This is a genomic window from Methylobacterium sp. J-092 (assembly GCF_022829325.1).
Lineage (GTDB): Bacteria > Pseudomonadota > Alphaproteobacteria > Rhizobiales > Beijerinckiaceae > Methylobacterium.
On record NZ_JAKSXU010000051.1, the window covers coordinates 1 to 4,936 of the forward strand.

Consider the following 4,936-nt stretch of genomic DNA (forward strand, 5'->3'; position numbering starts at 1 on the left):
GCTTCGGCTGGATCGCCCGCTGCCGCAGGTTGGCTCGCGACCACGAGGCTACCCCGTCCTCTGCGCTCGCCTTCTTCGTCCTCGCCGCAGCCATGATCCTCGTCAGACGGATCGCCCGAGCTTTATGAAACAGGGTCTTAGACTTTAAGCTCACCACGAGCGTCCCAGGCGTATCCGCTCGATGAAGTGTCTCTATCCTCCCCGAGTCTTGCCTCAACCCCGCCGGCACTCGACGCGTAGATTTTTAGCGATGATACCGTTCGCACATACGGTGCGACTAATGGACTAGCCGACGTGAACTGGTCAATTGAGCAGTCGCCTTTCGGCAAAGTTCGCTAGCGGAGTATTAATCGGGCGGTTTGATCCTTGGCACGCGCACGAGTGAGGGCTTCTAGCCCCCGCCAATTTGACGAGGGAAATCTGCTTGCTACGTTTCCACTTCAACATTTACGATGGCGAAGACTATTTAGATAAAGATGGATTTGAATTATCCTCGTGGGAGCAAGCCCGACACGAAGCAATTCGACTAGCTGGCGAGATATTTCAGCACACGGCAGGTAAGATCTCTCTAGGCGAAGACTGGAGGATGGAATTCACTGACGAGAAAGGGTTAATCCTCTTCCGTCTAGACTTCACAGTCTTGGATGCGGCCGCAGTGCCGTCAAGGATGCTCTGATGCCGGTCGACATTCCAGGCAGTTGGCTCGTCCTTGGAACGCTTCTATTCCTGCAGAGTTCCTTAGCCGTATTGATGGCTTTCAGTGGTTGAACCTAAGAACGCCTCCCTCTCCGAGGCTGAAGAGGTGACAGCGCTCCGCCTGAAAACGATTGCAGGATTGCTTGACCTCCCCATCGCCCGCTTCTTCGATCAAAAAGCATCGAAGGGTCACGGGGACGTAATGGAGCTTCTCCGCTTGTGGCATAAGCTTCAAACCAACGAGGATCGTAGATCTGCCCTGGACTATCTACGATGGATCGCGGTGGACAGTGGCGACTAAGGTCTGGCGCTTGCCGACGATGCCCCGAAGCGCCCGCTCAACGTCGTTCACGCCCAGCTTCACCCGGTTGTTGTACCCGAAGTCGAACTCAGCGAGGTAGCAGTGCAGGTGCTGCTTGCCGCCGCGCTGGTAGGGCTCACCTACCGCCCGACCTCCCACACCGGCACGCCAACGGGGCGCCCAGGCCGGTCCCGCCGGAAGGTCTGGTTCCCATAGCGGATCCAGGTGTCGCCGATCGCCTCGACCCGGCGCGCGTTGATCATTAGGCCGCCGCAGTAATCGACACGGACCACGCCGACCGTCGGATGCACGCCGAACAGGTCGGTGGCTGTCCAGCCGAGGGCGATGGCGTCCTCGCCGAACCGATCGAGGAAGTCGATCGCGGCCTCGCGCATCTCCTGCCAGCGCAGCGCCGAGAGCCCCGGACAGGGCGGCACCGTGGGCTTCATGGCCTCAAGCGCGTCACGCCACGCCTGAACGTCGGAGGGCGTGGGTTGGATCGGTGCGGGTGATGCCATGAGTCTCGCCGGATGTGGGCCGGCGGGGATAGGGGCGTGAGCCAGGTGGCGCAACGCGGCTGACAGCCGCCGGCCGCGCTACTCCACCGACCGCAGCTTCGGCCCCGCGCCGGTGTGCACGCCCGCGAAGTTCGGCCGCGTGCTGATCCGGTCCTTCCGCCCGCAGGCCGAGCACACCAGCCGTAGCGCGACATCCGGCACGGGGAAGTCATCGGGCAGGCCGTCGAACGACATGGTGCCGCTGTGCCCGCATTCGCAGAACACCAGAAGCCCGCGCGCGCCGTTCGCCTTGCTGTTCGCGATCGTGGCCGGCGGCTGCTCGATGCCGTCGGCGTCGTACCAGCGGCGCGGGTTGCGCAGGTGCCTCGGAATGCCGGTCATTGGATCGTCGCGGAGCCGGATACGAGGCCCAGCAGCGCGGCAAGCTTTATCAGGCCCGTGTCGGTCATCTCCTCGCCATTCACGAGCCACAGGCTCAGGTCGTCGCCAGTTGGCTCGACGTATAGGCCGATCGTAGGGAGGGCTTCGACGACTTCATGGAAGGGGTCGTCGCTCACGGCGTCGTCGCCCGCGCCTTCGGGTTGAGCCGGTCTCGCATCTCTTTGCCGGTCTTGAAGACCAGCTTCGACTTCGCCTCGACCGAGACGGGCGCACCGGATCTCGGGTTGCGACCCATTCTCGCTCGTGCCTCCACGATGGTGAAGGCCCCGAACCCGCGCAGCTCGACACGATCGCCGGCCACGATGGCGTCCGCGATCCGGCCTAGGATGGCGTCGACCACGGCCTCGCAATCTCTCGCGTAGAGTTGCGGGTTCGCGTCGGCAAGGTGCTGAACGAGTTCGGATCGGATCATGAAGGCGCAGGAAGCGCATCGCGCCGGAGACGACAACCCCGCCGCCTGACACTCCCGACGTTGACTTAACGTGCTGCCCGACCGAACGGATGTTGAGGCTGAGGTGTCAGACTCCCGTAGCTGCGACGAGTGACTAGGCTGCTTCTCTCACGCCGGCCTGGCGTAGCATCGCCAAAACGGCCTCGGGGTCATAACTGATCATCAGAAGGTAGAGGCGCAAGGCGCCGAGCGGACGCGAACGGCCCTGCTCCCAATCCCGGATCTGATTGGCACTGAAGCCGTACTCGTAGGCGAAATCGTCCTGTGAGAGATGCAGGCGCTGCCGGATCGCCTTCACGTTGATCTCAGCGGGGATGTGGAACTTGGCGGCTTCCCGCTCGCCACGCGCGATCCCGATAGCCTCATTCAGGCCTTCAGCGATCTTGTCGAATGCCCGCTTACTCATGCTCCTGCCCTCACTTTCACGACTTTCTTGCGGTACTCGGCCACCAATATCTTGCACAGATCGCCTAATGAATTCCTCTCCGCCTTCGAGAGGTTTGCCCTGTCACCCTTCGCGAATACCGTCAGGAGGAACAGTGGCAGGTCGCATCCGCTGAAAAACGTGATTGTTCGATAACCTCCGCTCTTGCCCTTACCTTTGCCTGCGATCCGTACCTTGCGACATCCACCTGTTCCTTCCATCTCGTCGCCCGCAAGCGGGTTCCGAGAGAGGTAGTCGACAAGGCTGCTCATTTCCTCATCCGACATCCCCGCCTCCTTGGCAGCTCGTCGGAATGCATGAGTTTCGCAGATCGCGTGCATAAGCCAGATATACGTGATTTACGTACTCCGACAAGTGGCTTCCGCGCCGCAGGTGCCGGAAGAGTGCGTACCAGACGTAGGAAGGCGCATCGCCTCAAGCTGAAACCAGCTAGCGTCGGCGCATTCGCCTCTACCGTTGACTTAGCCGTGCCGCCCAGCCGACATGCCATGTCCGGCTATGGCGCGTCCTGTGGCGAGTCGTAAGCCGGCATCAGGAGATCGAAGCCGCGAGATAGACCCTGAAACGACTACGGCCCCCCTGTCGCCAAACAGGAGGGCCGCAAAAATCGAGTGGCTGTGAAAGCCGAGTCGCTTCCTTTCACAAGCCATACGCTCCCCTCGGGAGTCAAGCGGGAACGCCAATTCTCGCATCGATAAGTCGTGCCTGGACCCTGGATCGCGGCCCGTGAGGGACCGTGAACGATGGACTATGTCTATGAGATCCGCCGGCAGGCGGAGGCGGCCCCGCGCGCCGCATTGCCGGCCGTCGCATCCGCGCTGTGGAAGGCGTTCGGAGAGGGGCACCTGTCCGAAGCCGAGGCCGAGGCGCTGTCCGGGCTGATTGAGGCGCGGCAGTTGTCTGAGCGTCCCACGACCTTGTCCCAGCGTCCCAACGGAGCCCCCAGGAGCCGCGCAGGCTCCCGGCCGCGTACGGATGCCTCGATGGAACGCCGCCGCCGCTGGTCAGCCTCTGGACGCCTGCCACCCGCTCTCGCGGCGCGGTTCACACTGGCCGAGCAGGCGGTGCTCGCCCTCGTCGCGGCCGAGACCGTCCGCCGGAAGGATTGCCGCCTCGCTGTCGGACACCTCGCGGCGATCGTCGGCGTGGCCGAGACGACGGTGCGCAACGCGATCCGAGAGGCGCGCAAGCTCGGGCTGGTGACGGTCGAGGAGCGGCGCGTGACGAGCTTCCGCAACGACACAAACGTGGTCCGCATCGTCTCGGCCGAGTGGACGGCTTGGCTGCGGCTGGCGCGGAAGGGGGCGGCGCTGGACACCCACCCCTCCCTTGCAGAGGAGGGAGGGTGCAAATCGGCGAAGCGCACGCCTACTGATGTTTCATACCCTGTGAAATCAGGGCTTCGGAACCCTCGAAAAGGCTGCCGACAGGCGGCGGGCGACCCTGCCGTCAGAGCCTCATCTGGAATGCGCGAGCCGAGTAGAGCGGGCCGAGCTATGCAGTAGCCGCACGCAGGCGTTCGACATGACGGACCGGTCTTGGACCGCAAGAGGTGCTATGCCGCCGGCCTCTCGACGCTCGCGCGCCGGTCGCGAATGCCGACTGGCTGCCCCAGCACCGAGAGCACGTGACGACAGGCTAGTGCGGGCCAGTTCCCTGCAACGCGCCCGTGAAGCCTTGGGCCGGGTGGTCGTGTGAAGGTCGATGCAGCGGGGAACAGGAACCGCCGGCGCCGGCTTATGGCCTGCTTTAAGGTCTACCACATGCGCTCGCTGCTTCTCCTCGCTGCCCTGGCCATTCCAGATTTTGCCCGCGCCGAGGAGGCACCGCTTGCCGTTCCAATCGTCATTCCAGGAGAGATCGGCAAGGACGCTTGTCCAACGCAAGGCCGCGTAGCGGATCAGACCGATCAGGCCGATGGAACTATCTCTGTCCGAAATGGCCCCGGTGAAAACGAGCCCTTCAAGGAGATCGACCGCCTTCGCGAGGCCGAGCCCGTCCTAGTTTGCGAACGTCTCGGAGGATGGTCCGGCATTGTCTACGGCTCTGATCTGCTTGGCTGCCGTACCACCGCCGTTCTCCCG

At 63.2% G+C, this 4,936-nt stretch carries 9 protein-coding genes and 2 pseudogenes; 4 read left to right on the plus strand and 7 right to left on the minus strand.

Annotated features, from left to right (window positions below; genetic code table 11):
- Nucleotides 1-128, plus strand: a pseudogene (locus MKK60_RS03470) (IS5/IS1182 family transposase); the annotation flags it as partial.
- A gap of 296 nt (nucleotides 129-424) precedes the next feature.
- Nucleotides 425-676 (plus strand): DUF6894 family protein, encoded by a 252-nt coding sequence (locus tag MKK60_RS28635; protein WP_409567358.1) that lies wholly within the window; start codon nucleotides 425-427, stop codon nucleotides 674-676.
- A 288-nt stretch (nucleotides 677-964) separates the two neighbouring features.
- Here the strand turns inward: MKK60_RS28635 and MKK60_RS03475 are convergent.
- From MKK60_RS03475 to MKK60_RS03505, 7 genes and pseudogenes are all read right to left on the minus strand, one after another.
- Nucleotides 965-1,129: pseudogene (locus MKK60_RS03475) on the minus strand (IS1595 family transposase); the annotation flags it as partial.
- Nucleotides 1,130-1,137: 8 nt separating this feature from the next.
- A complete protein-coding gene (locus MKK60_RS03480; protein WP_243983953.1) occupies nucleotides 1,138-1,515 on the minus strand; it encodes a hypothetical protein in 378 nt (125 codons plus the stop codon).
- Between the two features lie 78 nt (nucleotides 1,516-1,593).
- Complete coding sequence (locus tag MKK60_RS03485) at nucleotides 1,594-1,896, minus strand: hypothetical protein (RefSeq protein WP_243983954.1); 303 nt, start codon at nucleotides 1,894-1,896, stop codon at nucleotides 1,594-1,596.
- A complete protein-coding gene (locus MKK60_RS03490) occupies nucleotides 1,893-2,072 on the minus strand; it encodes a hypothetical protein (protein WP_243983955.1) in 180 nt (59 codons plus the stop codon). Before MKK60_RS03490 ends, MKK60_RS03485 begins: the two co-directional genes overlap by 4 nt.
- Nucleotides 2,069-2,368: an HU family DNA-binding protein gene (locus MKK60_RS03495; protein ID WP_243983956.1), complete on the minus strand. Its 300-nt coding sequence runs from the start codon at nucleotides 2,366-2,368 to the stop codon at nucleotides 2,069-2,071. Before MKK60_RS03495 ends, MKK60_RS03490 begins: the two co-directional genes overlap by 4 nt.
- Nucleotides 2,369-2,501: 133 nt before the next feature.
- On the minus strand, nucleotides 2,502-2,813 hold the full coding sequence (locus MKK60_RS03500; protein WP_243983957.1) for a helix-turn-helix domain-containing protein: 312 nt from the start codon (nucleotides 2,811-2,813) through the stop codon (nucleotides 2,502-2,504).
- Complete coding sequence (locus MKK60_RS03505; RefSeq protein ID WP_279595922.1) at nucleotides 2,810-3,172, minus strand: type II toxin-antitoxin system RelE/ParE family toxin; 363 nt, start codon at nucleotides 3,170-3,172, stop codon at nucleotides 2,810-2,812. Before MKK60_RS03505 ends, MKK60_RS03500 begins: the two co-directional genes overlap by 4 nt.
- A 423-nt stretch (nucleotides 3,173-3,595) precedes the next feature.
- Between MKK60_RS03505 and MKK60_RS03510 the strand changes: the two genes are divergently transcribed.
- Nucleotides 3,596-4,357, plus strand: a complete 762-nt coding sequence (locus MKK60_RS03510) for a helix-turn-helix domain-containing protein (RefSeq protein WP_243983958.1) — start codon at nucleotides 3,596-3,598, stop codon at nucleotides 4,355-4,357.
- Between the two features lie 258 nt (nucleotides 4,358-4,615).
- A partial coding sequence (locus tag MKK60_RS03515) for a hypothetical protein (RefSeq protein WP_243983959.1) occupies nucleotides 4,616-4,936 on the plus strand: 321 nt, incomplete at its 3' end.

Bases quoted from the DNA above. Each gene is read 5' to 3' on its own strand.
- MKK60_RS03480 (WP_243983953.1), bottom strand. From the start codon at position 1,515: ATGGCATCACCCGCACCGATCCAACCCACGCCCTCCGACGTTCAGGCG.
- MKK60_RS03485 (WP_243983954.1), bottom strand. From the start codon at position 1,896: ATGACCGGCATTCCGAGGCACCTGCGCAACCCGCGCCGCTGGTACGAC.
- MKK60_RS03495 (WP_243983956.1), bottom strand. From the start codon at position 2,368: ATGATCCGATCCGAACTCGTTCAGCACCTTGCCGACGCGAACCCGCAA.
- MKK60_RS03500 (WP_243983957.1), bottom strand. From the start codon at position 2,813: ATGAGTAAGCGGGCATTCGACAAGATCGCTGAAGGCCTGAATGAGGCT.
- MKK60_RS03505 (WP_279595922.1), bottom strand. From the start codon at position 3,172: ATGCACGCGATCTGCGAAACTCATGCATTCCGACGAGCTGCCAAGGAG.
- MKK60_RS03510 (WP_243983958.1), top strand. From the start codon at position 3,596: ATGGACTATGTCTATGAGATCCGCCGGCAGGCGGAGGCGGCCCCGCGC.